Below are 25,700 nucleotides of genomic sequence, written 5' to 3' on the forward strand. Positions count from 1 at the left end.
GAGGTACGGAAATAGTTACAATGTTTTCTCCTGGGTATATATCGATAGTACTTCTGCATCAGTCAGCGCGGTATTGTACAGGCGGATATCATCCAATGATCCGTTTAAGAAACTTTCGCCCCAGTAAAAATTGGGGCTATTGGTATTGACCAGTTCATAATAGCTCTTGGGCAATTCATTACCGATGGACATATTGACCGGAGGGTTCACCGTGATGGGCGTACCACTTACCGCAATGGTTTTGGCCATTACCCCATCAATATAAAATTTCATGGTGCCATTGGTATAAGTGACCGTTACTTGTGTCCATACATCCTGTGGTACGGTTCCGGGATTGGCATCTATATCGTGGTAACCATTGTTGGAATCCTGAAAAGTAAAGAAGGGGAAGTTGTTGCTTTGCAACTGGAACTTATACCCATTCCACCGGTTGAGGGATACCAGGTAATTGCTTGGACTGGTAGTATGCCGTTTTACCCATAGAGAAATGGTCAGGTTCTGGGGGTTCAGTTCGGCGCTATAGGGCACTTCAATGGTAGCACCGTTCTTAAAGTCGTAAGCCATACTTACGCGGCCAAATCGGTCGGTTACCAATTGGGGCAATACCCCGCCATCTTTGGCAACCGCGGCACTACTGCCGGTAAGGCCCGTAATGAGGGCGCCATGATGCCCATGGCCGGATGAATCGTTGGCATTGCCATTGAATTTCCAGAAGGCCATGAGGTTGGCTACAGATACTTCCTGCAGCAATTTGGATTTGAAGCTTTGTCCGGCATTCAGTAAGCTGGTCAGTGCATTGTTGACCTGCAGTTGTGTATAGCTGCCGGTATATACCTGGCCTGCCAATGTCAATACCGAATCGAGTGCTTTTTAGCACCTACTACATATTGCCCTGGCTTGGAGCCTTCCACCGATTTGCCCGACACGGTGGTTAAACTATCTATTACTTGTTTAAGCCTTGTTTTATCGGCATTGTAATCCGGTGCAGGCTCATCGTCTTTGGAGCAGGCTGCCAGGGAAAGGATGACGGCTGCCAGTAAAAAACGGTAGATGCCTTGTATGGTATGCATGATCGTTATTTTAGGAATGAAACAATTTATTTGAACAGGTTGGGGTTGGCATCGCGCTCACTTTGGGGCAACGGAAACCATTTTTGGTTGTCGTAATTGAAATTGGGAGCGCCCGGCTTTAAGGCCGCTTCGGCATAGGTTTTACCATACCGTATCACATCAAAGAAACGTTGGAATTCAAGCGCCAGTTCGGACCGCCGCTCTTTGCGGATGATGGCGCGCAGCTGTGCAGGATCGGTAGTACTGATATCGGGTAGTAAGCCGGCAGGCACCGTGCCAAATCCTGGCAAAGTATTGTCATTGAGATAGGATTCACGGGCTCTTTTGCGCACTTTATTGAGGGGCGCCAGGGCGGCAGCGCTTTGTCCGCTTTCATTGAGCGCTTCAGCCTGCACCAGCAGGATATCGGCCAGACGCAGGGCTTCATAATTCACGGTACCTACGTTCTTAATGCTGGTGCCTACTTCACTCAAAGGCTGCACCATCTTTTTAGTGATATACCCTGTAGTAGTCCATGATCCATCGAAAGGCGTTTCAAAATAAGGGCGGCCGCTTCTTGCGAGGGTATAATCCAGGCGGGGGTCTACTTCGCCATTGGTGGCTTTCTCATAATTATCTACCAGGCTTTGGGTGGGAAAAAGAATCCATAACCATTCAATGAGCGGGGGCAAACCAGGCATTCAGTTCATTGCCCAGGCCCAGGGTACCTGCAATATGGTTGACCGACAGGATGGCTTCGGTATTTTGCTTGGCAGCTGTACTAAAATTGTCATAGTATTTAGGAGTAAGCTGATAACCCAAGGCCACCACTTTATCGGCTGTTTGCGCGGCCAGTTGGTAATGATTGGCCAGGTTGTTATGAAACAAATAGGTCTTGGCCAGCAGTGCCAAAGCAGCACCCTGTGTTACCCGTCCAAATTCTGCCTGCCCCGGCAGGGGCAGGTTGGGCAGGGACTCCTGTATATCCTTTTCTATTTGTGTATAGATGCTGTCCTGGCTACGGGCTGGTGTTTGTGCCTCCACCGCTGTTTCTACCTTGAGGTGCAGGGGAATCTTACCATAAGCATTGGTAAGGATGAAATAGTAATAAGCCCGCAGGAATTTGGCCTGTGCCACCGCCGATTTGCGGGTAGCTTCACTGATGGCCGTATTACCTGCACTTACGCCATCCAATACCACATTGCACAGGTATACACCATTGTAATAGTTTTTCCATACGGCTTCTACCGCCGAGTTGGTGGGCAGGATATTGAATTTATCCACCGCATCAAAGTCAGCCTGGTCGCCTTCATTGCCGCCCTTAATGGCATCATCCGATGCTACATCGCCCAATACCCAGATGGCATTGTTGGCGCCGGAGTTGAACGTAAGAGGCCGGTAGGCGGCATTAACAGCCAGCTGTGCATTCTGGTCTGAAGTAAAATAGTTGCCGGGCGTATAGCTGCCCTGTATATCCTGGTCCAGTATCTTGCTGCAACCAGTGGCTGCCAATGCAAGGGAACCTATAATAATGGAATGTTTGATTGTGTTGCGCATGGCCAATTGATTTAACCGTTAGAAATTTACGTTTACCCCTACTATTAATATGCGGGCAGAGGGATAAGTACCCCAGTCGATACCGGCAGCTTTGGCGCCTTCACCTCCCGCATTGGCGCTGGTAGCCATCTCCGGATCGAGGCCGGTATAGCGGGTAAAGGTGAGCAGGTTCTGACCGCTCACATAGAGTCTGGCCGAGCTGATCTTCACTTTGGCAGTAAATGATTTGGGCAGGTTGTATCCCAACTGCACGTTTTTGAGGCGCAGGTAAGAACCGCTTTCCAGGAAACGGGTGGAAGTGATCTTATTGTTTTGAGCGCCTGTCCAGGATAAGCGGGGCTGGGTGTTGCTGGTACCTTCGCCATGCCAGCTCTCAGTAGCCGTACGCTCCGTAATGTTGAATGAACGATAGAAGCCTTCTATATCCGTATTCACCTGGTTGTAAATCTTATTGCCCTGCACACCCTGAAAAAAGATGCTAAGGTCAAAATCCTTATACCCTACCGTACCGGTAAATGCATAGGTGATCTTGGGAATGGCGCTGCCGGCAAATACCCGGTCATTCTGATCAATCTTACCATCTTTGTTCACATCCCTGAACTTTACATCACCAGGCTGCACATTGGCGCCTTGCGAAGCATGGGTAAATACATCCAGCGCATTCTGGAAAATACCTTCCTGTTCCAGCAGGTAAAAAGCGCCAATGGGCTGGCCCACGGCCACGCTGGTTACAAACACGCCATTGTCTACCCGGCCAAATGCCAGTTGCTGGTTATTGAGTAGTGACAATACTTCATTGTGAACAGTAGAAAGGTTACCATTCAACCCGATGTTCCAATCCTTGGTGAGGGACTTCTTATAATCCACTTCAAAATCAAAACCACGGTTGAGGATCTTTCCATTGTTGATATAAGCAGGGGCGGCAATAGAGCCGGCGCTGCTGGGATCTGCAGGATTTACCAACAGGTCGCTGGTTACCTTGCGGTAATAATCAACAGTGATATTCAGATCGCCTTTCAGGAAACCTATGTCCAGGCCCACATCGGTGGTGGTACTGGTTTCCCATTTTACATTGGGATTACCTTTTTGGTAAACGGTATAAGCTGCATTGGCAGTAGTACCAAATGGATAATAACCATAGTTACCTATCAGAGAAGTATAATTGTAATAGTTGATCTCCTGGTTGCCCAGTTGGCCTACACTGGCGCGTAGTTTCAGGTTGGAGATCCAATCTACATTTTCCATGAACTGCTCACTGCTGATGCGCCAGCCTACGGAACCGGAATAGAAATTACCCCAGCGATCAGACGGATCAAGTCTGGACGAACCATCGCGACGGAAGTTGAAGGCAGCAATATAGCGACTATCATACTGGTAATCGATGCGGCCAAATACGGATGACAGGGAAGCACTGGACTGACCACCACCTACCGAAGGGGTGATGCCGGTGCCATTGCCCAGGTAAATGAAACCGGGCGATTGATTGGCAAAGTTTGTATTGGAAGCACTTATCAGACGCGAGCGGTTGTAGATGATCTCCGTACCCGCCAGGAAATTGAACTGGTGTTTGTCCAGCCGCCAAGCGTACGTAGCGGTATTGGTCCAGTTGTAATTGAAATTATTGGTATTGGACTGCGCCAATGAATTGGGCGAGTTTTGCAAACGCTGTGGACTGCCCCAGGTAGGGAAGAACTGTTTGTAATCGGTAATAATATAATTGGTACCGAAGGCCGTTCTTAGTTTCAAGTGATCAATCGGTGTTACTTCCAGGTATACATCTCCCAATAAAGAGGAGTTTTGAAAGTTGCGGTCGGTATTTTGCGCCAGGCCAACAGGATTGAGGCCATCACCAAAGAAAGCCGAAGGATTGGGAATATCTACCAGGTTGCCAGTCTTATCATATACGGGGCTGGCAGGTGCACGAAACAAAGCGTAACGCATTACACTGGCGCCCGGATTGCCTGCACCAAATCCATCACCCGAACTACCTACCTGCCGGGTTTTGGTATAGGCCAGGTTGATGTTGGTACCCACCCGGAACATATTATTGATACGGCTGTCGATAGCTGCACGGATATTGAACCGGCCATTAGACGAGTTCATGATCATACCCTCTTGCGTAAAATAACTGGCCGAGAGGAGGTACTTGGTATTCTCCGAACCACCGCTTAAAGACAGTTGGATATTGCTCATAGGTGCGCTGCTCAATACTTCTTTTGCCAGTCTACATTGGGCAAGGTATCCAGCATACCCATTGGTATTTGCTGACGGCCATCAGCCGCAGCAGCTGTATTAAAAGCCGTTACATATTGGCGGGTGTTGGCCATCTTGATCAGGTTTACCGGTTGTTGTACGCCTGTATAAGCATTGAGGCTTAGGCGGGGCTTGCCGGTTTTTCCTTTTTTTGGTTGTGATCACCACCACCCCATTGGAAGCCCGGGCGCCATAAATAGAAGCGGCAGAGGCATCTTTCAATACAGAGATGGATTCAATATCATTGGGCGAGATCTGGTTAATGCCATCCTTGGTGGGCACGCCATCAATAATGTAGAGGGGATCATTGTTGTTGATGGTGCCAATACCTCTTATACGCACCACTACTCCATCGCCAGGCGCACCGGTATTTTGGGTAATGGTTACACCAGCGGCTTTACCTTGTAATATCTGGTCTACCCCACCCACCGGCAGGCCGGCAATATCGCCGGTATTGACCGTAGAAACAGATCCTGTCAGGTCCTTCTTGCGTTGTGTAGTATAACCTATTACGATCACATTATTAAGGGTACCGGCTTCGGGTTCCAGCGACACCTGCAAGGTAGATTGACCACCTACAGCCAGCGCTAATTTTTTAAAACCCACAGAACTAAACTCCAGGGTATCGGTGGGCGACGCTTTGATGGAGAAATGACCACTGCTATCGGTGGCGGTATATACCGTGCTGTTCTTTACCTGTACGGTAACGGCTGGTATGGGTTTACCCTGAGCATCGGTGACGATGCCGGCCACCCTACCCGTTTGCGCCATGCCTTTATTGGCAAAGCATACCAAAAGGAGCAGGCAGGCAAGCAGCTTATTTACCTGGCTGCGTAGCTGCGCAGGAGCAATCAGGTAATGCATAATCTTTTTTTCATACTGCAAACTTTTAAGCGATCATGAGCGGTTATGGCAGCAGACAGCCAAACCGGCTAATAGTTTTAGAAAATATAATAAGGGCCATAAGAATAAGGTAATGGTGCAGCTGGATTATCCAGGCCGGTTCAATGGAGCATAGTGACCGGGGGCTGGTTGGCAGTAAAAAGTTGCGGATGGTGGCAATGAATCGTTGGCATAATAAGCGTAATTGATACCGGAAAATTAGATTGTACGCCGACGGAATGGCTACACTATGGTAACATTTTACTGTACCGGGGTATCATTTTAGCAGTACTAATTGGTTGAAGGACAGTTCATGAAGCGTTTGCTGGTGTTGGTACCACTCAAGAGGTGACACCTTTCCTCTTCAGAGGTGACACCTTTCGTTTGCGGCGCAAGGGGAAAGGTGTCTCCTCTTTAAGGTGTCTCCTCTTTATATCACTCCCCGCTTTTCGCGGTACTCACCGGGGGCGCAGTGGTAGGTTTTCTTGAACTCCCGGAAAAAGTAGGACTGGTTATTGAAACCAGTACGGTAAAAAATTTCCATTACGCTCAGTTGTGTATTCACCAATAAACCGGCCGCATGGCGCAACCGGGTGAGGCGAATGAACTCGCCGGGGTCATACCGGTAAGGGTTTTTATTTTGCGGTACAATTGCATTTTGCTCAGGTTGCAGGCTTTTTCCAACAACAGGGCATTCAATTCCGCTTCGGCCAGGTGCTCTTCAATAACGCTGATCACCTTCGACAAGAAAACTTTATCATCACTGTTCAGACCGGCTTCTTCCAGTTCCTGGATGGTGCTGCCACGTTTGAACACTTCCAGTAGTTGCTGACGGTGTTCCAGCATTTTACGCACGCGCAGCTTCAGGTGGGCCGATTGGAAGGGTTTGGCCATATAAGCATCGGCTCCTACTTCATAACCTTCCATATGGTGATCCTCTGCGCCACGGGCCGATAGCATAATAATAGGTATATGGCAAGTGGCAGGTGCATTTTTTACACGGCTGCAAAAATCGAGGCCATTCATATTGGGCATCATCACATCGCAGATCACCAGGTCGGGCATAATACGTTCCATTTGTTCCAGGGCCTTCAGGCCATCCATGGCTTCATGAACAATGTAATCATTTTTCAATATGTCTTTTACCAGGAAGCGAATACCGGCATCATCTTCTACCAATAGTATATTTTTCCGGTCGCCCGTTTGCAGGGTTTCCAGCAATGCCTGTTTGTTATTATTAGTAGTATCTGCCAGGCTCACCGGTTCGGGATGGGTAGTAACAGAACGGTATAAGAGCGATGGATGGTGGCTCATGACCTTTACATCCATGGGCGCACTGTTTTCCATTTCCTCCGTCAGGATGGGAAGGATCACAGTAAAGATGATGCGGTCCTGTTCATTGGCCACGGTGATAGTACCCTTGAGCAAGTGCACCAGTTGGCGGGTAAAAGCCAGGCCAATACCGGTGCCAAACTTACCCGTAGTGGCCGCTGCGCCTGCCGGATTCACATAAAACTGATCGAAGAGCCGTTCCAGGTCTTCTTTCGATAAAGTATCGCAGGTATTGACCACGGTGATCTCCAGTTCCTGCCGTTGGATATTTTCTACAGCACTGAAATATACCTGTTCATTTTTGGTGGAATGTTTGAAAGCATTGGACAGGAGGTTGAAGATGATCTTTTCCAATTTATCCTTGTCCATCCAACCCGTAATGCCGGGCTGAATACTCAGTTCATATTCCATTCCATTTTTTTCACTGAGCGGTACAAAAGGCTCGGCCAGGTGTTGCAGCAGGGCCGAGATATCAATAAAGCTGTATTGGTTGTTGGCAAAGCCTGCTTCGCCTTTCCTGAATTCGAGTAATTGTTGTACCAGGTAAGTGAGGCGGCTGGACTGCTGGTGGATAAGCGATAGGAAATAAGGATTGGCCTTGTCCATATACCGCTCTACAGATCCCATGATGAGGGTGAGTGGGGTTTGCAATTCATGGGCAATATTGGTGAAGAAGCCGATGCGGCTTTGGTGCATGGCTTCATCTTTTTCGCGCAGTCGGTGTTCTATTTCCAGCTGGTGCCTGATCTCCTGCTTGTTCTTGCGATAAACATAGATCATAAATGCCAGCAAAGCTGCCACCAGGGAATAAAATACCAGGGCATACCAGCGCAGCAATACATACTGCATTACCGTTACTGTGAGCACCGAAATTTCGGGCGACCAACTGCCTTCGCCATTACTCCATTTTACCCGCAGGCTATAATGGCCCGGTGTAATATTGCTGTACAGTATCCTACCCGAAGTGCCACTGTAATGCCATACTTTATCATAACCTTCCAGGAACCAGGCATACTCACATTTTTCGGCATTGAGAAAACTGATGGCTTTCATGTCCAGCTCAAAGAAATTGTCTTTTCGGCTTACATCAATATGCAATGGTTGGCGGCTCACCGTGTCCCATACCTGGTAACCATCCATACCAGTTTCCTGGCCGCCCACTAGTAATCCCGACAAAAGCAGGTTGGGCTGCCAGCGTGAACTGCGAATATGGGTCGTAAAAATTGGTTGAACCCATAGGTGCCGCCAAAGAAGAGACGCCCTTCGCCATCCTTCCATACAGCACCATCCGAAAACTCATTGCTTTGCAAACCATCCCCCTGCTGGTAGTAGGCTATCTGGTCACCATTGCCCAGCCGGGCCAGCCCCTTGTTGGTACTTACCCATAGTTGACCCGTACTGTCTTCTGTAATACCATGAATGGTATTGTTGGGCAGGCCATTGATGGTGGTGAGCTTGCGGAATACCGGCTCCTTTTGAATGCCTTCGGCTATATCAAGACAATTGAGTCCATAACTGGTGCCTACCCATAGCCGGTTGCGGCTGTCTTTATAAAGTGAAAGCACATCGTTGTTGCTTAGGCTTCCTTCATAGGTAAAGGCCTTGAAAGTTTTGAAAGTGCGGGTACGCTTGTCGAACAGGTTGAGTCCGCCATAGCGGCAGCCGATCCATAGCTGGTCATTGCCTTCGGCGGTAAGGGCATAGATAATATCATTGGCAGGGCCAGTATGGCTGTTGTTGAACATAAACCGTTCAATGAATGACACCGAGAGTTGGCCGTTGCGTTCTTTCTTAATTTTCGTATGCACCAATCCATACCCACTGGTGCCCAGCCAAAGGGATCCATCAGCATCCTGTTGGATGGTGTATACTGAACCAAATTCAGGACCTGCTTTGCTGCCATTCAGGTCGGCCCATTTATAGAAACGTTGAAGGGTGGGATCATACACACCAATACCCGTTGCATCGGTACCAATATAAACCAGTCCATCTGTACCTTTTGTAAGTGCATATACCGCGTTGTTATCAATCGAAACGGGTGCCGCAAAGTAAGTCTTATGCGCTGCCTCCTGCTGCTTCCAAAAGTCATGCAGCACCATGATGCCGCTGCCCTTAGTGCCTACCCATAGATCGCCTTTCACTTCAGCAAAAGAACGAACGGCCCGGTTATAAGGCAGGCCATTGCCAGCTGTGCCAATGGTACCAAAGGATTTTGTTTTGGGATAAAGTTTGATGATACCATTGCCATCGGTGCCAAGCCATAAGATATCTTCACTACCAATGGCCCAGGAGGTAATACGGATATCCTGCAACTGGCTGGTTTGTTCCTGCAGCCAGCCATCGGGTTGAAACTGCTGATTGTACACTGTATACCCCTTGTTGGTCCAGGCCAGGAAATAATGTCCCTTATAATAGGTCATAGCAGCCAGCCCCTGCGGCAAGTCCATGATCCGCTCGACTGTACGGGTGGCGGTTTGAATACGGAACAGTTGGTTGTTGAGGGTTGTATAAAACAATTCCTGTCCCACGCGAAAGAAATTGACAGCGACAGCAGCGGGTATGTTTTGCAGCAACTTAAAGTGTTGTCCTGACTGGTTGAATACGGCAATGCCGCCATTGGCATCCAGCATCCATAACTGGTTGTTTGCATCGAAGCAGAGTTTACCCACAGCTGTATTTTTCAGCAAGGGACCTACATTGCGAAACGTATCGGCAGGCGCATCGTACCAATTGAGCCCGGTTTTACGGTCCAGGCACCACACTTTGCCTGCTGTATCAATAGCCAGGGCATATTCCTGCTCGCTGATACGGCCCTTTTGCTGCTGGCTGTAAAAATAATTGTAGAAGCGGCCCGATTGTTTTTCGTAACGGGAAATGCCTTCCATGGTAATCACCCATATATTGCCGCTTTTATCTTCTGTTACCTGGCGGATCACATTGCTGCCGATGCTTTTAAAATCATTGTCTTTGCTGTAATTGAATACATGGAAGTTATTGCCATCGTAGCGGTTGAGTCCATCCCAGGTGGCGATCCACAGCAGGTTGCCCGCATCTTTGTAGATATAATTGATGGCGCTATTGGAAAGGCCGTTGCGGTTATCGTATTGTTGCAGGAAGAAGGGGTCGTTTTCTCCGGCATGCGTTTTTTTGAAACAACTGTCCATGCAATCAACAGGCAGGCAAGCACTACTATACACCTCATAACACCGGGGGATTTTAATGCGTTCTTAATGTGGCGGTCCACAGGATGAGGGCATATAGGAAAGGTAGTACTAAGGTAAGCAAATCGGAACATATCGATTGCTTACCTCGTTCCGTACATCATTCTTGCTTATAGCAAGACAAAATTTACAGCGGCGTAATAATAAAAACTGCCGCCAGGATACACTAGAGCTATCCAATGGCGGCAATAATGCTATACAGCAAAAAATAAATTAATTAATTAGTGTCGACTTTCAAGATCAATAATCAGAGAAAATAACATGCGTAAAATAATAGGGCGAATAGCCATATTCAAATTCCTGCAGCCCCAGCGAAAATGAGCTGCTGAATACATAACCGGGATGTAAACTCCGTAACCGGGCAAGTTCTGACCCAATGGACCCAAAAGTACCTGTAGGGTTTTCCAGATCCATATCAGTATACCAGGTATAACCGTTAAATGCCGCCTGAGCAACAGTTTTGTTGGTTTCGGGTACTGCTGCGGCTCTGTTGCTTTGTCCGCTGACAGCAAATGCTGCCACCGCACACAGGATAAGTAAATGTTTCATAAATGAGAGGTTTATTAATGTGAATGTATAGCCTTGTTGGGTTGTACTCACGAAAGGAGGGAACGGAAAGGGGCTATCACAAAGAAGCCCGCCAACAAGATACATTTTTTTCAGCAGCAACAATAAACCACCTGACTGATCGGCCATTGTATTGACAAGGATCAATCAGAGCAGGTGGTTATCACCTTTCTTTAATTGAGGAAATGACAGAAGTAAGGAATCTATAAAGTTTACCTATTATATCTGTTAAAATTTTATCTCCAACCCAATGAGTATTGCTGCGGCCGAAGGTATACCCATATAGGACTGCAGAATGGTGGGATCACCGGCATAGCCATTCCTGCCAGTCCATAAATTTTGTCCTTCTACATACAGCTTCCCACCCTTCAGGCCCATCGGATGCAGCAGGCGCAGGGGAAACTCATAAGACAATCCAATCGACTTGAGCCGGCAGTACGTCATATCACGCACAAATCCGGTGGATGCCTTGAGGTTATTAATTCCTTCGGTGAACTCTTTAGTAGTGCCCGTGGCTTGTATGGAGCTGATATCCCCGGTTGTCTCCACCTGCCATCAAACGCAGCCGGCAGGTTCATTTGCAGGTTTCGATTAAACCTGCCCGGCACCATATTCAGGTATAGCCAGTAGTAAGTAGGATCAATACCCATCTGGCCATGCAATTCCAGGCAGAACTTAAATTCAAATTGAGCCATCCTTAACCGGGACGTCCAGGCGCCATGGTACCGGGGCGACAGCGCCCCCGTATGATTAGATCCTGTTCATCCAGGTTATTGTCCTTGTTCTGGTCCACAAACCGGTATTTCCCTGTTGAGGGGTCAACGCCATCAAATTCATAAGCTTTTGAACAGTCAGCGGTTGCCCAATGATCAACTGATCCTTGTACAGGAGCTGGCAAGCCCTTCAAACTTTCGGAGTTTGTTTTTATACGTGGAAAACACCAGCTCAGTAAAAAAGGATTGCCTATTGTTAGCCGGAGTATGGTAACTCAGGCTGATCTCATAGCCCGCATTCTCTACTTCTGCATTGGCGTTGATGAGGCGTTGCTTGTCCACCGTTCCCGGATCATTGATCGTTATTACCTGGCGCGAGGTAAGGTTGGTATACCTGGCTACACCAATTGACCAACGTCTGGCAATCTCCAGTTCTATAGCAGTTTCAAATTTCTTGTTCAATTCAGGCCGAAGTCCCAGACCTGCCTGGCCATTGCCGGGTTGGCCGCCTCCACTTCCACCAGCCGATGGTTGCCATACACCAATGGTTTGGTACAATGCCGGATCGTTGCCCGAGGTACCATAACTGGCGCGTAGCTTTCCGCCTGTAACCCAGTCCGCATGATTCCTGAAAAAGTCTCTTCTCCAAAAAGCCAGGCAACCCCCAGGCCTCCATACAAATTCCACTTTTTCGATGTGCCGGTCATCCCGGTGCCATCGGTACGGGCTGTCAGGTTCAGGATGTATTTATCCCGCAACCGGATATTGAGGCGGCTGAAAATAGCCGCATACCGGTAGCGCGAAGAGCCTGCTTCCACATGCGTGGAGTCGGCCCCCTGGGGGTAAACAGCAGGGCATCATCGGTATATCCGCTTCCGGCTATTGTATGGGCTTCATCCTGCTGGGAAAGGAAAGTACCGCCCAGCAACAGTGATATGTCTTTTTCCTTTTCCTTCCTCACAATGGAGTAATGCAATTGCGGCTCTACAATGAAACTTTTATACCTGGCATAAGCAAAGAAAGCGGCGCCAGTCAATGCCGCCGACGGCATTTGCGCTATTGTAGGATAGGCTTGCCGCTCTTCAACCCGGGCGTTGTTGATACCCATGTTGAGTTTTAAGGTGGTTTTAGGTGTCACCTTGTACTCCAGCAATAGCCCGGCCAGTAAACTGGCCATATCAGCATAATAACGATTTTGTAAATGGGCCAGGGATTGGTGAAGGCAACCCCTTTTCTTCCCATATATAGCTACCCGTAGCCGGGTCTCTAAGCTGTGGCAGGTTGGGGGCAATCTAAACAGCTGCACCAGATCGGTAACCGTTAGGTTGTCCCTGGCCGTACTAAGCAATAAAACAAAGTTGGCCTGTAATTTTTTGGTCAGCTCTCTATTGTAGTTGAAGGTGGCCGACAACTGTTCATTGGGCAGGTTGGCCGGCAATACAGTGTTGTACTTCCGGTATCCCATCCCCAGGTAAAAATTATCTTTTTAGTTCCCCCACTGGCCATCAGGTGCACATCTGTTATAGCTGCCGTATTGCCCAGCATCAGTTCGGGCAGGTTTTGGTTCCTGGTAGTATCCCATATTACCAATTCAGGATTTCTACTGGGATCCTGCCAGTTATTACCGGGTGTTTCGCGACGCATCGCTACATATTGCCGGGTATCCAGCATGGCTGGTATATAGGCTGTACGGGCGCCTCCCAGCATGATATTGCCTGTAAATTGAAATTGGCCGGTACTGCCTTTTTTTAGTGGTAATCAGGATGGCCCCATGCGCCGCCAATGATCCATAAATGGCAGTGGCATCGGCATCCTTTAGCACTTCAATGCTTTTGATATCATTAGGGTTAAGCATTTTGAGCAGGTTCAAACCACCGGCTGCATTACCACCGGCATCTGGTATGCCGGCGGAAGAATTGTATTTGCTGATGTATTTATTACCGGTAACCAACGGCACACCATCAATAATGATCAACGGATTGTTCAGCGGCATATCATTAGGCCCCAATGTTTCTCCTATCCGTTGCCTCCAGCCTCGTATAGCGATAAAAGGCGTGCTGCCAGGAATACCATTAAATCCAATAACACTGATACCAGGTATCCTGTCGGGCAGGGAAGTAAGCGGATTAGGATCAAATTTTTTAGGTAGTTCCTCCCCTTTTATTTTATCAATGGCTGCTGTTTTATACCGCTGACTGGATTTACCATACGCTATCACCACCACTTCATCGAGGCCTGTACAAAAACGGGGCAGGTAGATCCTCGACGTGTCCTTCACTGAAATGATCTCCCGTCTGGTTCTATAACTTTCTTTGGATAAAAAACCTCGGCCTGCTCGCGCACATTGGTGAGGGTAAATTTTCCATTCAGGTCCGACACCACACCCGTTTCTTTGCCTGCAATCATCACATTGACCCCTTGTATGGGTATGCCATCTTCATCCTGCACATACCCCACCAGCGTATAGGGGTCCCGCCTGGCCACCTGCGGAATAACCACAGGCTCCACCTTGGTCAGGATAATGAAATTTTGGTAGATCTTATGCTGCAGTTTATAGGGAGGTAAGATGGTTTTGAACACCTCGTCCAGCGAAACCCTGGCGCCACTGTAGTTGATACCCTTCACATGGCGAATATCCGGCGCTGCATATCCAAACTGGTAAGCCGTTTGCCGCTTCACCTGCTTGATCAGCTGGTGGATGCCTGCATTGCGCAGGTCCAGCGTTACATAGACTTCCGTTGCCGGCGGTTCTTGCTGGGCAAATCCAGTAGCAGGAGCTACCAGATACACCACCAGCCACCACCAGTGTAGAAAGTTCTTTTCTTTCATGCTAACATTAGTTTTGATATTGATCCCATTGCCATCCTGCCATAAATTACCACTTCCCGGCAATACTTCCAGGTCATGGCATGCCCAATTTTTATATTGGACACCCGGCAAGTTACCCCGGTCCCAGCAGTATAGGACAAAGGGGTGCCCGCCTCATGGGAAGAGACGGGCATTAAAAGGCTTAATGGCAATGGAACCCAGCATAGGAAAAGGCCGTACCCCCTTGTGGTTCAGTGGCAATTGGATTTCAAAAACGTGCAGAAACTGGCCGGAGATCAAACGCTGTAGTCAGGATGACAGTTCACAGCGTATCAGAGCATTTAACCAGTTTGTAATGGATAGGTTTGAATGGTAACAAAAAGGATAGGTTTAATGGTATAGAAAGGCGACTGATAGAATATTTTGTTGTACTTATTTACTGATCAATACTTCTTTTCCATCTTCACTTATTTTATAATGAATAGAACCGGTCATCGTTAAAATGGTAAGGGGCTTATTAATATCCTCTTTACGCGCTATACGGCCAATCATAAAGCGCTTGTCTTCCACGCCCTCACCATAGGTAACTTTTACATCATACCAGCGTTCCAGCGCCCGCATAATATCAGACAGCTTATCGTTATTGAAATAAAAGAATCCTTTTTGCCAGGCGGTGAGTTTTTCCAGATCCACATCCTGCTCCAACCCGATGTTGGCATCCTTTACCTCGGCCAGTTGCCCAGGTTTCAACAGCACTTTCCTGGGGCCGGCACTAACCGCTACAGCACCTTCCAATACAGTGGTAGTAGTAGCCGGGTCATCGGGATAGGCGCTTACATTAAAGTGGGTACCTAATACCTCTATTGCTGCATTTTTAACGTTTACAATAAAAGGTTGGGCAGCCTTTTTAGCTACTTCAAAATAAGCTTCCCCAGTCAGCTCTACCACCCTTTGTCCTGTTCCAAAGGATACCGGGTATCTAAGTTGGGAGGCCGTATTAAGCCATACCCGGGTACCATCGGACAATACCACTTTGTAGGTGCCGCCCCGGGGTATTACCATCCTGTTGTACCCCGTATCGGGACTGGAGCCAGTATTATCCGGACTGTATTGCAGTTCGCCACCCGGCTTGACGCTGACCAGCGTATTGCCCTGTTTGATGGGCAATACGACCTGATCATACTGTAGACGTACCACCGAATGATCGGCCAGGTACAAAACCGACTGTCTTGCATCCTGCTGTTCCGCTACGATTATTTGTTTTTCACTTTTTTCCAAGGCCCGTTCTGGTATAGGAAAATGGCTGTTCCCAATACCACTACAATGCTGGCAGCAATGGCAAGCCATTTTCTATACAGGTATCGTGGGGGGCTGCCATTTCACGTACAGCCTGCTCTACCCCCTGAATATTGATACCCAACGCTTGCTTAAATGTTTCCCAGGTGCCACAGTACTCTTTGATCCTTATTTGTTCGTCCAGTTTTTCCTTTGTAACTATTTTATATCCGCTTGATCTGATTTCGTTTTCGAGGGCTTCCCATAAGATGCGCTGCTCCGCCCGAAGGGGTACTCCCTCGCCTAATAATAACCTGATCTCAGCAAGGTCTTCGTTAAGCTTTTGCATGATTTAATGGTATTGACTATATAAGGATGGTTCCGGGGAATTATTAACAACTTTCCGGCACTTTTTTTTAAGACCCTGGTGTTAAGAGGATAAACCGCTCATTATCACCAGTATGCTGTACACCAACGCATCAAAAGGCCGTTGTCCGAATCGCGCATTTTCTTAATGGCCTTCGATTTTTGCACCCGGATGCTGTTTTCGCTGGTGTCCATTGCTGTAGCGATGTGACCGATCGACTGGTTATCAAAATAAAACATGCGAATGATCGCCTCCTCCTGCGGATTCAAGTGCGTCATGAGTTTATTCAATACTTCGCGGATGGTCAATACTTCATGCAGGAATATTACACTGCGTTGTTCTATATCGGGAAACAGAATGCCCAGTTCGGTCTCGGCCAGGGCGGCCTTTTTTTCCTTATCCAGGTGTTTTAAGCAGGCATGGCGCACAGTGGTAGTACAATATTTTTTGCATCGATCGCACCCCCGAACATCCGGCGCTTTTCGATCATATCGATAAATACATCCGTTACAAGATCCCTGGCCGCCTCCAGTTCAACAAACCGGTGGGCATACTGAACCAATACATGAAAATAGGATTCATAGATCTCCTTCCAGAATTGCTCTGTTTCGGGTCCGGTAATTTGTTCTACACCAACAGGGTTCATAAGAAGTGGGTTAGATTAAAAAGCCAGTTTTGGCGCTAATAATTTTACGCTTAAAGACAAAAAAATATATGTAATTATCAAGGGTAGGAATGATTGGTAGCTAAAGCCACCAATAGAAAGATAGAACGTTCCCTGGAATCGGGAAAATGTTTATGAGGATAACTGGGTCTCATAAGCAGCTGCCTGGTTGTAAAGTTATAACGAATAACTATACCAGGTAAACCAATGTAAAGATCAAAAAACAGTTCCCAACTGTACAGCTAATTCCCATTAATAGCGTTCGGCCAGGCATCTGGCCCTAATTATGTATTCCATGCACGAGGAGGCAGCAATGAACCTTTCATAAATTAAGAAACCGCTCCGGAAAGGCAGCGGTTTCTATTGTTGATAAACTAATGGCTATACCTGGCCCACAGGCAAAGGTTTGCTCACTTGCACTACATGTTGTAACATGATATCGGCAGTTTGCAAAGCGCCTTCTACCCATCCCTGGGCATCAGAGTAGGCTTCCCCGCAAATGTACAGGGGGCAGTCGGCCAGGGGGTGAACGATCTTGTCTCTTATTTCCCAGCTTTTAACACCAATATTCCAGCTATTCCATCCGCCGCCGTATGGGTCCTCACCCCAGTCGCGGAAGGCAGCGCTTTTTATCGGGGGATTACTTTTAAATCGTGTACCTGGGCTAGCTGCCGGGCTATTTCCTCTCCCATGCGCTTGGGTGCTGCATATTGGCCCCATTCCTGGTTGAGCCCGTAGGTGGATGACAGGCCCCTGGTATTTTTCAGGTTGTCATCGGCACCTTTGAAAGTATCGGCAAGTGATCTGGCCCTTCCGAGACGCCAGGCCAGGCTTCGCTGGGGCCTCAGGCCATCCCAGAAGCCGGTATTATTGCCATCGTCATAGCTAGCCAGCAACATGCACTTGCCTGCTGTTACGGGATGACCGTCATCCTTGGGCCAGTAATAGGTTTGCCTCACCGGGATATCGGTTACGGTACGCCCCTGCTCTATCGGTGGATATTTGTCTTCCACTCCCAGTTTCCGCCACCAGGGTTCATCGAAGGTGGTAAACAATTTGAAGAGCGGGCGGCCTGTTACTGTGCCCGTAAGGGTATGGATCTCCTGTAGCTTGGGGCTTTTGGGAGCCAGCAGGTCGAGTGAGCGCCGGGGCATGGCCAGTATCAGTTGCCGGGCGGTGATGACCTCATCCTGGAAAGTGAGTTCAAAATGATCATTTTTCCATTCAAACCCAAGCAATTTTTTATTGAGGGTAATGCTGCCGCCGAGGTCCTGGAAAAACTGTGTCAATGCGATAGGCACTTGCTGGAAACCATTGGTGAAACCCATATACTCTGGCGTAATACCAAAATCAGAAAGGAACCAGGGAATCGCATCGGCTGCATTCCAGTTTACCAGGGTAGTATCATAGCCACCACCATCCAGGCTAAACTGGTATCCTTCAGTGCTCACCACGCGGTACAACAGGTTCCAGAAGCCCCATTGGTAAAGTGGCACCCCTTCATAGGTAGCGATCTTCACCATTTCGCGGCGCTGTGCATCGGTAGCCTCACCTATTCCGGGTACTATTTTTTCGATCGCATCTACAATGATCCCTCCCGGGGTTTTCGCATATTCGCCGCTGGCCAGGCGATAGGGTACCTTATCGGGATTGTTCACGAAATCAGACAACCGGAGGTAGACGCCACGCAGGTAGGCAATATTCTGGTTTTCATCTACAGGAAAATCAAACAGTTTGATCTTCTCTTCGGCAGGTAATTTCATGTTAAGGTCATCGATCAGTTTCATAATGCGTTCCTGTACATTTTTCAGTACGCGCATACCGCCCAGTTCGGCTATCATATTATCAATACCGGGTGGTCTTACCGAGAGTAAGCGACCGCCAATATGACCGGCGCCTTCAAACAGGGCGATCTTTTTTTATCGCCGTATTTTTCTTTCAGTTTCCAGCCGCTGTATACGCCGGAAACACCACCGCCTATGATGGCGATGTCGAGTTGTACGTTTGCCATAAGATATCCTCCTTGTTTAATGATGTGTTAGAATAAAACTGGCATGTTAGCGGGAATGGTGGTACCGTTTTCGTGTTCCCCCGCTTTACTCTTTGACTTTAAAGCTGCGCCATTGGCATGAAATACGTCAAGACCGGGTTGCAAAAGATAATGCTGACTGATGGCTGCACCAGCACCGAGGGCCGCTTTACCGGCAGGTACGCTGGGTGTATCCTGGGCTATACGCATATCCAATATGTAGGAGCTTTTGGTTTGCAATACGTGGTCAATTCCTTTTTCTATGGCAGCTTTCACGGCGCCTGGTGTTTCCACCTTTTCACCAACGGTAATGCCAAATGCCCTGGCCAGTTGTACATAGTCGATAGCGGGCCGCTCCAGTCGCAGATAGGGAGGGTCCATTGTTTTGGGATGCCATTCATAACCGGGGCGCTGCCATAAGCTGCTACCACCTGTTGCAGGCCCAGTTGTAGTGTATGGTATTCCTGGTTATTGGTGATGATAAAGAGAATGGGCAACTGCTCATGGGTGGCCGTCCACCATACCTGCGGACAAAAGAGAGCTGATCCATCGCCCACAGCATTGATCACCAGTTGTGTAGTAGTGCCCTGACATGTTTTTCCCTCCAGTTTTATGCCTAGTGAAGCAGGCATCGACCAGCCGAGGGAGCCACCGGCCACACAATAATAGCTCACAGGCCGAGCTCCGGTAGTACCCAATGGAAGATAATATTGCAGTGGTGCGCCATCCGACACCGCTTCATGCACATAAACATATTTATCCACCAGTTTCCTGGCCTCAATGGCGTCTTTCAATGCTTTGGCGATGACTACAGTCCATATTTTTTCTTCTTTCATCGCCTCCTGCAGGTAGGCATCCCAGTTTTTGGCTCTTGTGGCTGCCAGCTGTTTTAGCAGGGCATTTCTTTCTGTAGCCCCCTGCGGCGATAGTGCTTTTACATATTTATTCAGCACTTGCAGGGAGACTTTTACATCTCCCAAAATGGCTACATCGCCATAATAGTTTTTCCTATATCCCAGGTATTGTTGGTGAGATAGATCTGTTTCAGGTTGTCCGGAAACAGGGGACCATCGGCATATTTGAATACGGCAAGCTGTGCCTGCGCGCCAAATCCTACCAGGAAGGCTACATCATGTTTCTTGAATATATTCTGAATATTGCCTTGGGCTCCCGGCAATTCCCCTGCCAATGGTAGTCATTGTTGGGGAAATTAGCTATGCTACTAAAAGTTTGCAGTACCACCGGTGCGCCTGTCAGTTCTGCCAGGTTTTCTAATTCCTCCCAGGCATCGGCATAACCAACAGCATCACCGGCCACGATCACCGGGCTTTGGGCCGTTGCGAGTAATTGGGCAGCTTCCCGTATACTCGCATCATCACCAGTAAAATGGGGAGAGATACGGGTTACGCCTTTCACTTTGTCGGTATCCTTAATGGCCACCATGGTAAAGTCCCAGGGGATGGATATAAATACGGGTCCGTTAGGGGGCGCCATGGCTTCTTTAAATGCCCGTTGAAGCACCAGTGGCATTTCTGCGGGTGTACGTACCTCATGGGCCCATTTAGTATACTGTTTGGCCAGTTCTACCAGGTTGGAAGCCAGCAATGGCTCCTGGGTAACCAGCTCATGCTGCTGCTGGCAACAGAGGATCACCAGTGGTATGCTTGACCGGTAGGCATTGAACAGGTTACCAATACAATGGGCGATGCCTGGGGTAACATGTACCATCAGTACACCCGGCTTTCCGCTCATACGGGCAGATCCCATGGCAGCGCCAATAGCAATGTTTTCATGCAGGCACTCGATATATTTTACGCCATTGGATTCATAACTGGTACCATCTATAATCGGTATTTCATTGGTGCCGGGCACTCCAAAAATATAATGGATACCAAGATCTTTCAGGATATCGAACACGTAGTCGCGTGTCCAGCGTCCGGTAGTAACGGAGGATTGCTTTGCCATGGATTAAATGGTTATTGGTTAGCGATAATAGCTTGTCGAAACCCTTGCGAAGATGGTTGGGTGAGAAGATGATTCAAACAGCATCACCTGAGTGAATGACCATTGTGTATCCGTACTTGCTAATCAGAGAAATAACCTGTGCTTGGTTTGCGGGAAGTAGCTTTTACCTGGCAATTTTGAAGAGTTGAGTGAAAAACGAGACCACGCTGTTCAATCTTTGCTTTCTAAATCCTCGTTCAGTCCCTAAAGTGAAACGCTAAGTTAGCCATGATTTAATTATTGCCAAATTATTTTTTTTTTTGAAGGATACGCCTGCCTTTGCGAAGTAGGATAGGCGAAGTGAGCAGGCAGGCAATGCTGCAACACACCAGCAGAGCAAACTATATGCACAGTAAATAGAATTTCACCTGACCTATTAAAGAAAGAGGCTGCCGACAGCCTCTTTGGCTTTTACACTATTTGGAAAACTTCTTAATATATCGTTTTACATAATCGTAATCACTGAACAATTGTTTATTCTTGTTTATCCATAAGCAAACCTCACCCGTATTATAGATAAAGTAATTCATGGTATCTATATCATCATCCACTTTACCCACTTTCATGGCCTGTCGTAAAGGACTATAAATCCATTTTTCTCATAAAGCAGCCCGTCACCAATCACAAAATCTGATTTATTCTTCCTGGCATATTCTCTATTATGCCTGATAATTAATGCGGCGGCATATTTAAGCGGCGTAAAATCGCCTTGACGTGCACAACTGATCAAATAATCATTTATTCTTGCAGGCACCTTATTAAACCGGGCTATTTCAAATGTATCCCCATTAACGAAGTATTGCGGTGAATAATTTGTAATATAATCCCCACATTCTTTCATAAACTGTAAATGCTGCTCCTTCATTACGCTTTTATCTGTATTAAAACCAACAATGCAGGCAAATAAAAGAGTAATGAAGGTTATTCTGCTAAGGACCTGTGGTACTGGTGGTGGTGCCAGCCGCTTTTTTAAGTTTTTCTTCTTTTTTTCTTAACAACATCATTTAATATATTTTTGCTTTATCGATGGCTGCCTGAGAAAGCTCCTTACCTAAAGAAACTTGTTGCAAGGCATCATTCTCATCCTTATAGAAAAGCCGGTACTCATAATCTGCTTTTCTATTCCGCCTTTTCCCGAAGGTGAAGTATAACCATAAGCTCCAATGGTTGCTACTCCCGTTTTTCAGTAAAGGTTTTAGCCACCGAGTATATAGGCGTTTTGTTATCACTGAAAGCTACAGTTCTTCCGGCATTGCATCCGGCAAAAACAACCAGGGCATTGTTAGCAAATTTAATATTAACGTTTTTGGTTATGTCGTCAATATCAATAGAGGTATAGGCTGCTCCCAGGCTATTTGTCCATAGATTTGTCTCTTTATGACCCACCACTTGCAGGCCGTATTGACCGTTATCGAGAATAATCCCCATGGGCCCGGCATGACTTGCTATAGATAAATATTCAATGGACCCCTCTTTCGTTGTATTTTCCTCCATTATCCGTACCAGGTCAACCCCAGTATGACAGGCCACTGAAATGGTAGCATTTTTTCTACTTACATCTCTATCTGATTCAGTCTTAAACTGAGACTCATGCCGCTCTGTTATCGCTCCTGTTGCGTTTCTATGCACACCAGCCCCATAAACAGCAATTTTAGCTTCCAATCCATCAAGGTCAATTGCTGCTATAGGCGTGTTGCTTGCAAATTGGTAAGGCGTTAACATCGAAAATGTTCTAAACAATGGATCAACGCTCAAAAATCTTCCCACCCTCGGGTCATAGATTCGCATGCCATAATCCTGCTGGTTACCCAATCCTTTCACTTCATTGTCATTTTCCTTACCATTAAACCCATACCTGTAGTCACCGGTATTAACACTTCTACCAGGCTGCACCATACCAAAGGGATAATAATCCTGTGCGCTGACTACCTCGGCCTCATAATAATCTACCGCCCCTCCGTTCAAATGTGGCACCTTCCTATCGGTGATGGTGGCCAGTACATTGCCCAAGTGATTACTCAATTCATACTGGGTCATTCCCCTCATGAACTCTTCATTATACACGACCCCAATACCAGGCACAGTACTGGAAGGAATATTCAAAGTGCTGTTCAGAACTAAGTTACGATTTTTTATTCCCATCCTCTCACTTCCGTACACTAGTTGTTCGTCGATCGTTACCCCTGCAGCATTTACTATATAGGTGCTGAGCGTATTTCCCTGTGCATCTCTTACATACCAGGTAGTAACTGGTCCACCGGGAACACCTGCCCCACTCAGTGTTTTGCTGATCCTGTACCCCGTTGCATCATAGGTATAATCGATGATCACACCATTGTTTTTCGTTATCCGTTTCAGCTTTCCATATACCGTCCATTCTATATTAGCGATTCCTTCTTTCGTGTCTTTGATCAGATTACCAATTGCATCATAGTTGTAATTACCTGCCGTCTGCCCATCCAGGTCATTGACGTAGGTTGCATCCGGAACACCATCTGTGATATAACCCAATTGATTGGTACCGGCCAGGTAATTGTATTGCAGCCTGTCCATGGCCAGAGAAGCACCCGCCTTATCACCATCCCGGTTGTAAGTAAGTATATTTCCATTCGCATCATAGGTTATTACCTCACCATACTTATTAGCTGCAGTTAAACCACCCCATTGGTTCGTAAGGCTGTCAAACCCTATAGAGGCATTCATATTGACCAGGCGGGACAACTGATCATAACCATAATTGAACAGCATAGTTTGCAGGCCTTTTATGGCCACACTCATACTGCTGATATTAGCATTGTACATCTGTTTATAACCTGCCCCAAGAAAGCACCCGGCTCTGCAAAGGGCAAAACCGTGGCATCGATGGCCTTATAATCACCCATGTAATAATTCAGCGAGAATCCGATCGCATCCCGGGCTGTAAGACTTGAAATACTATTACCATCTGTCCGCATATCAAAAGCAGGATTCAGTGCCGTGCTGTTCACTCCTTTCAACCAACTCTGCAAGGTATATGCATAATCCATACCTTGTACTTTGTTATTACCGATTTCCAAGCGGGAAAGTGACCCATGTCGAAAATAACTGTACCGCGCATCCCGTTCCTCCACATTCCAGTCGCCCACAAATGCTTTCCGGTGCGAAGTGTACAAATTGGTGATCCTGTTCTCAGCATCATATTCATAACGATGGTATAGTTCGTCCTGCCGACCTGGCTGGTAACTCATCAGGTTCACATTGCCACTGATCAGGTCATATCCATAAGCCACCATTTTAAAACGGTTGTATCCATTGGCGGCCATCGCTCCACTGGCATAATCATGTAACAGGGTGTCTATATTACCATGAATATCGTAGTTGAAATAGGTAGCCTGTGTATGATTCAGGTAGGTAGGCATATTGCCAGCATACTGCAACTGGTCAAACAATTGCATATAGCTTACCCGGTTGCGCAACGTGTATGCCTTCTGGTTGAATTGGGTATATACCTGGCTAATGGTAGCCGCTTTATCATACTGTGATCGGGTTACCTGTGTATGCGGGTAAGTGGCATTGGTGAGATTCAACCAGCTATTGAGCAAACTTATATTCCGTGCAATGGCATCTGTAATACCATTGGGCTGTTGTTTTTGGCCTGATTCTACCACACGGCCCAGTTCATCGTATAAGGTATAGCTGTACAGGTTGGTTTTCTTTTGTTCCGCATTCCGGCTTATTGCCATTCTACCCATCCTGTCGTACCACAAATTGGACTGTCCTCCATCCGGGGTGAATTGACTGATCACCTGGTTGAGGCTGTTATACCGGTACAAGCTAAACTTTGTGTGAGCAGGTGTTTGAACTTGTCCGGCAGCCCGTTTCTGCTTTATCTGGGTCAGCCAGGTAGCGCTGCGATCTACCACTACCCCAGCCGGAGCAACTGTTTTCACGAGGTTACCAGCCTGGTCATAATAGTACAAAGTATAGTGGTATTCGCTGATCGTGCTGGTCATCGTCAGCCCTTCCATAGCTGCTGCCGATAAACATTTTTGGGTGTATTCGTTGTCAAAATTACCCAACAGGGAATCCCTGCGGTAATTATACATCTCCTGCGCTACAGACCAGGCCATGGCCACGGAGTCCTTGCAGGCATTGGGCAATATACTGATTGGCAAGGGGACAAAGGTAGGTTCGGTGTTGGCGCTGCACAACAACAGGTCGGATGCATACACTTTTACCGGAGGCGTATCGCCGCCACAACCCGGCCCGGCACTATAGGAAGTACAGTTGTTATCGATCACCATTTTACCTTTGGCTGCATACAAGTCCTTAATATCCAATACATTCATATAGGTGCCCAGGGCTTTGTTTACAAAGGCAGCAAAGACCTCACAACGGGAGGCATTAAAGGTCACATTTAACACCGGGCGTTTTGCTGTATTGCTGCAATCCGGACCGCCAAATTCATACATCTTATACACATTGCTTTCATCATTCATCTTATACTGTACCGGATAGTTGACCCCTGTTGTCAACATATTGCTGTACATAGTACTTATCATGCCCTGCACATTCTGGTTGGGATAGTCCTGTGCACTCCAGAAATCGCCCGCACCACCGGCTACCTGGTTAGTACTCACAGGAGCCAGGTTGTAACCGGGCACCCCGGCATAGCTGGCCGGTTGATCGGCAAACGGGAATGTGCCAGGTATATATATCCCTCTAACCTGTTGTATTTGCAAAAAAGGCGATTGATTCGCATACCGGAAATGAGGAGCATGGGACCACGGCGGGTTATAGGCATAGAGATTCAGGTAGGCTGCTTGTATACTGGCATTTTTGGGTAACACAGACAAGTTATAGGTATTGGCCGACCGGACTGTATACCAATACCCGTTGGTCCAGGTCATGGATTGCAGGTACTCGGGATGATATCCCACTGAACTCCAATCAGAAAAGGACGCAGCCCCTTTATTACAGGCACAGCAGTCGTTTCGGTA

Annotated in this window: 32 protein-coding genes; all 32 read right to left on the reverse strand. The window is 47.5% G+C overall.

Annotated features, from left to right (window positions below; all coding sequences use genetic code 11):
- Positions 1-15: 15 nt before the first annotated feature.
- Positions 16-852 carry a LamG domain-containing protein gene (locus RS881_RS34955; protein ID WP_315814992.1) on the reverse strand — a complete coding sequence of 279 codons (837 nt, stop codon included), beginning with the start codon at positions 850-852 and terminating at the stop codon, positions 16-18.
- The gene (locus tag RS881_RS34960; RefSeq protein ID WP_315814993.1) at positions 849-1,070 is read right to left on the reverse strand and encodes a hypothetical protein; all 222 of its coding nucleotides are present in this window, start codon (positions 1,068-1,070) and stop codon (positions 849-851) included. Before RS881_RS34960 ends, RS881_RS34955 begins: the two co-directional genes overlap by 4 nt.
- Positions 1,071-1,096: 26 nt before the next feature.
- On the reverse strand, positions 1,097-1,741 hold the full coding sequence (locus RS881_RS34965; protein ID WP_315814994.1) for a RagB/SusD family nutrient uptake outer membrane protein: 645 nt from the start codon (positions 1,739-1,741) through the stop codon (positions 1,097-1,099).
- The gene (locus RS881_RS34970; RefSeq protein WP_315814995.1) at positions 1,725-2,606 is read right to left on the reverse strand and encodes a RagB/SusD family nutrient uptake outer membrane protein; all 882 of its coding nucleotides are present in this window, start codon (positions 2,604-2,606) and stop codon (positions 1,725-1,727) included. Before RS881_RS34970 ends, RS881_RS34965 begins: the two co-directional genes overlap by 17 nt.
- Before the next feature lie 18 nt (positions 2,607-2,624).
- Complete coding sequence (locus RS881_RS34975) at positions 2,625-4,814, reverse strand: SusC/RagA family TonB-linked outer membrane protein (protein ID WP_315814996.1); 2,190 nt, start codon at positions 4,812-4,814, stop codon at positions 2,625-2,627.
- Positions 4,811-4,933 carry a hypothetical protein gene (locus RS881_RS34980; RefSeq protein WP_315814997.1) on the reverse strand — a complete coding sequence of 41 codons (123 nt, stop codon included), beginning with the start codon at positions 4,931-4,933 and terminating at the stop codon, positions 4,811-4,813. The genes RS881_RS34975 and RS881_RS34980 overlap by 4 nt, the downstream gene beginning before the upstream one ends.
- A complete protein-coding gene (locus tag RS881_RS34985) occupies positions 4,899-5,723 on the reverse strand; it encodes a TonB-dependent receptor plug domain-containing protein (protein ID WP_315814998.1) in 825 nt (274 codons plus the stop codon). Before RS881_RS34985 ends, RS881_RS34980 begins: the two co-directional genes overlap by 35 nt.
- A 448-nt stretch (positions 5,724-6,171) precedes the next feature.
- The gene (locus RS881_RS60330) at positions 6,172-6,306 is read right to left on the reverse strand and encodes a helix-turn-helix domain-containing protein (RefSeq protein WP_350340277.1); all 135 of its coding nucleotides are present in this window, start codon (positions 6,304-6,306) and stop codon (positions 6,172-6,174) included.
- Complete coding sequence (locus RS881_RS34990; RefSeq protein ID WP_315814999.1) at positions 6,303-8,249, reverse strand: hybrid sensor histidine kinase/response regulator transcription factor; 1,947 nt, start codon at positions 8,247-8,249, stop codon at positions 6,303-6,305. Before RS881_RS34990 ends, RS881_RS60330 begins: the two co-directional genes overlap by 4 nt.
- Entirely contained in the window at positions 8,234-10,270 is a 2,037-nt protein-coding gene (locus RS881_RS34995; RefSeq protein ID WP_315815000.1) for a ligand-binding sensor domain-containing protein, read from the reverse strand. Before RS881_RS34995 ends, RS881_RS34990 begins: the two co-directional genes overlap by 16 nt.
- 264 nt (positions 10,271-10,534) lie before the next feature.
- Positions 10,535-10,843, reverse strand: coding sequence for a hypothetical protein (locus tag RS881_RS35000; protein ID WP_315815001.1), 309 nt, complete (start codon positions 10,841-10,843; stop codon positions 10,535-10,537).
- Positions 10,844-11,089: 246 nt separating this feature from the next.
- Positions 11,090-11,410 (reverse strand): hypothetical protein, encoded by a 321-nt coding sequence (locus RS881_RS35005; RefSeq protein WP_315815002.1) that lies wholly within the window; start codon positions 11,408-11,410, stop codon positions 11,090-11,092.
- A gap of 148 nt (positions 11,411-11,558) precedes the next feature.
- Complete coding sequence (locus RS881_RS35010; RefSeq protein WP_315825033.1) at positions 11,559-11,768, reverse strand: hypothetical protein; 210 nt, start codon at positions 11,766-11,768, stop codon at positions 11,559-11,561.
- Positions 11,731-12,261 carry a TonB-dependent receptor domain-containing protein gene (locus RS881_RS35015; RefSeq protein WP_315815003.1) on the reverse strand — a complete coding sequence of 177 codons (531 nt, stop codon included), beginning with the start codon at positions 12,259-12,261 and terminating at the stop codon, positions 11,731-11,733. The genes RS881_RS35010 and RS881_RS35015 overlap by 38 nt, the downstream gene beginning before the upstream one ends.
- Positions 12,262-12,310: 49 nt before the next feature.
- Positions 12,311-13,012: a hypothetical protein gene (locus RS881_RS35020; protein ID WP_315815004.1), complete on the reverse strand. Its 702-nt coding sequence runs from the start codon at positions 13,010-13,012 to the stop codon at positions 12,311-12,313.
- Positions 12,952-13,245 (reverse strand): hypothetical protein, encoded by a 294-nt coding sequence (locus RS881_RS35025; RefSeq protein WP_315815005.1) that lies wholly within the window; start codon positions 13,243-13,245, stop codon positions 12,952-12,954. The genes RS881_RS35020 and RS881_RS35025 overlap by 61 nt, the downstream gene beginning before the upstream one ends.
- Positions 13,196-13,852, reverse strand: coding sequence for a TonB-dependent receptor plug domain-containing protein (locus tag RS881_RS35030; RefSeq protein ID WP_315815006.1), 657 nt, complete (start codon positions 13,850-13,852; stop codon positions 13,196-13,198). Before RS881_RS35030 ends, RS881_RS35025 begins: the two co-directional genes overlap by 50 nt.
- Positions 13,849-14,514: a carboxypeptidase-like regulatory domain-containing protein gene (locus tag RS881_RS35035; RefSeq protein ID WP_315815007.1), complete on the reverse strand. Its 666-nt coding sequence runs from the start codon at positions 14,512-14,514 to the stop codon at positions 13,849-13,851. Before RS881_RS35035 ends, RS881_RS35030 begins: the two co-directional genes overlap by 4 nt.
- Positions 14,515-14,814: 300 nt before the next feature.
- On the reverse strand, positions 14,815-15,660 hold the full coding sequence (locus tag RS881_RS35040) for a FecR family protein (protein ID WP_315815008.1): 846 nt from the start codon (positions 15,658-15,660) through the stop codon (positions 14,815-14,817).
- Between the two features lie 40 nt (positions 15,661-15,700).
- The gene (locus RS881_RS35045; protein ID WP_315815009.1) at positions 15,701-16,006 is read right to left on the reverse strand and encodes a hypothetical protein; all 306 of its coding nucleotides are present in this window, start codon (positions 16,004-16,006) and stop codon (positions 15,701-15,703) included.
- A gap of 104 nt (positions 16,007-16,110) precedes the next feature.
- Entirely contained in the window at positions 16,111-16,452 is a 342-nt protein-coding gene (locus tag RS881_RS35050) for a sigma-70 family RNA polymerase sigma factor (RefSeq protein WP_315815010.1), read from the reverse strand.
- Positions 16,434-16,670, reverse strand: a complete 237-nt coding sequence (locus RS881_RS35055) for an RNA polymerase sigma factor (protein ID WP_315815011.1) — start codon at positions 16,668-16,670, stop codon at positions 16,434-16,436. Before RS881_RS35055 ends, RS881_RS35050 begins: the two co-directional genes overlap by 19 nt.
- Positions 16,671-17,317: 647 nt before the next feature.
- Positions 17,318-18,601 carry a flavin monoamine oxidase family protein gene (locus tag RS881_RS35060; protein ID WP_350340278.1) on the reverse strand — a complete coding sequence of 428 codons (1,284 nt, stop codon included), beginning with the start codon at positions 18,599-18,601 and terminating at the stop codon, positions 17,318-17,320.
- On the reverse strand, positions 18,550-18,699 hold the full coding sequence (locus RS881_RS35065) for a hypothetical protein (RefSeq protein ID WP_315815013.1): 150 nt from the start codon (positions 18,697-18,699) through the stop codon (positions 18,550-18,552). The genes RS881_RS35060 and RS881_RS35065 overlap by 52 nt, the downstream gene beginning before the upstream one ends.
- Positions 18,700-18,726: 27 nt before the next feature.
- The gene (locus RS881_RS35070) at positions 18,727-19,098 is read right to left on the reverse strand and encodes a thiamine pyrophosphate-dependent enzyme (protein ID WP_315815014.1); all 372 of its coding nucleotides are present in this window, start codon (positions 19,096-19,098) and stop codon (positions 18,727-18,729) included.
- The gene (locus tag RS881_RS35075) at positions 18,990-19,670 is read right to left on the reverse strand and encodes a thiamine pyrophosphate-dependent enzyme (RefSeq protein ID WP_315824705.1); all 681 of its coding nucleotides are present in this window, start codon (positions 19,668-19,670) and stop codon (positions 18,990-18,992) included. The genes RS881_RS35070 and RS881_RS35075 overlap by 109 nt, the downstream gene beginning before the upstream one ends.
- Before the next feature lie 32 nt (positions 19,671-19,702).
- On the reverse strand, positions 19,703-19,894 hold the full coding sequence (locus RS881_RS35080) for a hypothetical protein (RefSeq protein WP_315815015.1): 192 nt from the start codon (positions 19,892-19,894) through the stop codon (positions 19,703-19,705).
- Entirely contained in the window at positions 19,843-20,682 is an 840-nt protein-coding gene (locus tag RS881_RS35085; RefSeq protein ID WP_315815016.1) for a thiamine pyrophosphate-binding protein, read from the reverse strand. The genes RS881_RS35080 and RS881_RS35085 overlap by 52 nt, the downstream gene beginning before the upstream one ends.
- 455 nt (positions 20,683-21,137) lie before the next feature.
- Entirely contained in the window at positions 21,138-21,287 is a 150-nt protein-coding gene (locus RS881_RS35090; RefSeq protein ID WP_315815017.1) for a hypothetical protein, read from the reverse strand.
- Positions 21,284-21,586 (reverse strand): hypothetical protein, encoded by a 303-nt coding sequence (locus tag RS881_RS35095; protein WP_315815018.1) that lies wholly within the window; start codon positions 21,584-21,586, stop codon positions 21,284-21,286. The genes RS881_RS35090 and RS881_RS35095 overlap by 4 nt, the downstream gene beginning before the upstream one ends.
- A gap of 305 nt (positions 21,587-21,891) precedes the next feature.
- A complete protein-coding gene (locus RS881_RS35100; RefSeq protein WP_315815019.1) occupies positions 21,892-23,523 on the reverse strand; it encodes an RHS repeat protein in 1,632 nt (543 codons plus the stop codon).
- Positions 23,496-25,640, reverse strand: coding sequence for a hypothetical protein (locus RS881_RS35105; RefSeq protein WP_315815020.1), 2,145 nt, complete (start codon positions 25,638-25,640; stop codon positions 23,496-23,498). The genes RS881_RS35100 and RS881_RS35105 overlap by 28 nt, the downstream gene beginning before the upstream one ends.
- Positions 25,641-25,700 lie beyond the last annotated feature (60 nt).

The organism is Paraflavitalea speifideaquila (genome assembly GCF_032395985.1).
Lineage (GTDB): Bacteria > Bacteroidota > Bacteroidia > Chitinophagales > Chitinophagaceae > Paraflavitalea > Paraflavitalea speifideaquila.

Bases quoted from the DNA above. Each gene is read 5' to 3' on its own strand.
- RS881_RS34960 (WP_315814993.1), bottom strand. From the start codon at position 1,070: ATGCATACCATACAAGGCATCTACCGTTTTTTACTGGCAGCCGTCATC.
- RS881_RS34970 (WP_315814995.1), bottom strand. From the start codon at position 2,606: ATGCGCAACACAATCAAACATTCCATTATTATAGGTTCCCTTGCATTG.
- RS881_RS34980 (WP_315814997.1), bottom strand. From the start codon at position 4,933: ATGGCCAACACCCGCCAATATGTAACGGCTTTTAATACAGCTGCTGCG.
- RS881_RS34985 (WP_315814998.1), bottom strand. From the start codon at position 5,723: ATGCATTACCTGATTGCTCCTGCGCAGCTACGCAGCCAGGTAAATAAG.
- RS881_RS35000 (WP_315815001.1), bottom strand. From the start codon at position 10,843: ATGAAACATTTACTTATCCTGTGTGCGGTGGCAGCATTTGCTGTCAGC.
- RS881_RS35025 (WP_315815005.1), bottom strand. From the start codon at position 13,245: ATGCTGGATACCCGGCAATATGTAGCGATGCGTCGCGAAACACCCGGT.
- RS881_RS35045 (WP_315815009.1), bottom strand. From the start codon at position 16,006: ATGCAAAAGCTTAACGAAGACCTTGCTGAGATCAGGTTATTATTAGGC.
- RS881_RS35055 (WP_315815011.1), bottom strand. From the start codon at position 16,670: ATGAACCCTGTTGGTGTAGAACAAATTACCGGACCCGAAACAGAGCAA.
- RS881_RS35065 (WP_315815013.1), bottom strand. From the start codon at position 18,699: ATGGCAAACGTACAACTCGACATCGCCATCATAGGCGGTGGTGTTTCC.
- RS881_RS35070 (WP_315815014.1), bottom strand. From the start codon at position 19,098: ATGGACCCTCCCTATCTGCGACTGGAGCGGCCCGCTATCGACTATGTA.
- RS881_RS35085 (WP_315815016.1), bottom strand. From the start codon at position 20,682: ATGGCAAAGCAATCCTCCGTTACTACCGGACGCTGGACACGCGACTAC.
- RS881_RS35090 (WP_315815017.1), bottom strand. From the start codon at position 21,287: ATGAAAGTGGGTAAAGTGGATGATGATATAGATACCATGAATTACTTT.
- RS881_RS35095 (WP_315815018.1), bottom strand. From the start codon at position 21,586: ATGAAGGAGCAGCATTTACAGTTTATGAAAGAATGTGGGGATTATATT.
- RS881_RS35100 (WP_315815019.1), bottom strand. From the start codon at position 23,523: ATGTACAATGCTAATATCAGCAGTATGAGTGTGGCCATAAAAGGCCTG.